Here is a 1,211-nt window from a genome sequence, read left to right as displayed (position 1 = left end):
GTACGAATATCAACAGCGTGAATTCGAGTTCTACGATGATCCTGTTGATGACGCTACCGGAAAAGTAGAAGTGAAACTTGACAGTAACTGGGGCAAAAACGGACGTGTAAGAATCCGTCAGCTTGACCCGTTGCCGCTGTCTGTTCTTGCCGTTATTCCTCGCCTTACTGTTGGGGGATTCTGATGATCGATGTTCAAATTATTCCCGCTACCGAAGAGCATCTTCAGATGATTTTGCCGGATGTTCGTCAGGCTGATATTGACGAACTGTATGCGGTATCGCTGATGACTACCGAAGATGCGCTGCGCGTTGGTCTTCGCACTGCGACTATGGCCTGGTCAGGGTTCGCGAACGGAGAACTGGTGACCATGTTTGGTGTATCTCCGGCGTCAATGATCGGTGGCAATGGTACGCCCTGGCTGGTAGGAACCAGCCGTATTGAAAAATATCAGAAGACATTTCTGCGCCACTGCCGCCCTGTATTGCAGCAGATGCTGGCAGTTTATCCGCGCCTGGAAAACTACGTCGACGAGCGAAACCATGTTGCCAAAGCATGGCTGCACTGGCTTGGATTCAGGCTTGAAGAAGCCGCGCCTTATGGTGCTCTTGGTCTTAATTTCCACAGATTTCACATGGAGAGAAAATAATGTGCGATCCGGTTATTGCTGGTGGCGCAATGCTCGCCATGAGTGGCATTCAGGCATACACCCAGTACCAACAGGGAAAGTATGCCTCGAAGGTTGCAGAAGCGAACGCAGATATAGCCACAGCTCAGGCAAATGATGCAATAAACAGAGGTAACGCTGAAGCTGAGCAACGGCGCAGAGAGACACGACAGCGGCTTGGTACACAGGCGGCGACAATGGGGGCGACCGGCGCCGATTTATCTACCGGTAACGCGCTGGATATATTTGGCGACACTGCCCAGTTTGGCGCTCTTGATTCGCTGACGACGGTGAATAACGCGCAACGCGAGGCTTACGGTTATCAGGTTCAGGCTGCCAACTATAAAGCAGAAGCCAGTTCAGCCCGTAAACAGGGGAATGTGGGAGCAGCAACAACATTGCTCACTGCGCCTCTGAAGGCATACGGTGCATACCAGATGTTTGGTGGGACGTGGAGTCCGTTTACTCAAAGAACTCCTGCGCCAATCGGGGCAGCAGCAGGAACCAGATTACCCGGAGGATTATAATGCCAGTCGTACCAACAG

Annotated in this window: 3 protein-coding genes; all 3 read left to right on the top strand. The window is 52.0% G+C overall.

The window, feature by feature from the left end:
- Positions 1–184, top strand: a 184-nt coding sequence (locus tag ACWIGM_RS31505) for a hypothetical protein (RefSeq protein ID WP_454029861.1), incomplete at its 5' end; no start/stop codon positions are given.
- The gene (locus ACWIGM_RS31500) at positions 184–648 is read left to right on the top strand and encodes a hypothetical protein (RefSeq protein ID WP_000568023.1); all 465 of its coding nucleotides are present in this window, start codon (positions 184–186) and stop codon (positions 646–648) included. The genes ACWIGM_RS31505 and ACWIGM_RS31500, both read left to right, overlap by 1 nt.
- Positions 648–1,193 carry a virion core protein, T7 gp14 family gene (locus ACWIGM_RS31495; RefSeq protein ID WP_113419324.1) on the top strand — a complete coding sequence of 182 codons (546 nt, stop codon included), beginning with the start codon at positions 648–650 and terminating at the stop codon, positions 1,191–1,193. The genes ACWIGM_RS31500 and ACWIGM_RS31495 overlap by 1 nt, the downstream gene beginning before the upstream one ends.
- Positions 1,194–1,211 lie beyond the last annotated feature (18 nt).

The sequence above is a fragment of the Allobosea sp. NPDC055332 genome (assembly GCF_053645455.1).
The sequence above is the reverse complement of the archived record's forward strand: the minus strand, read 5'-3'. Positions and strand labels throughout refer to the sequence as shown.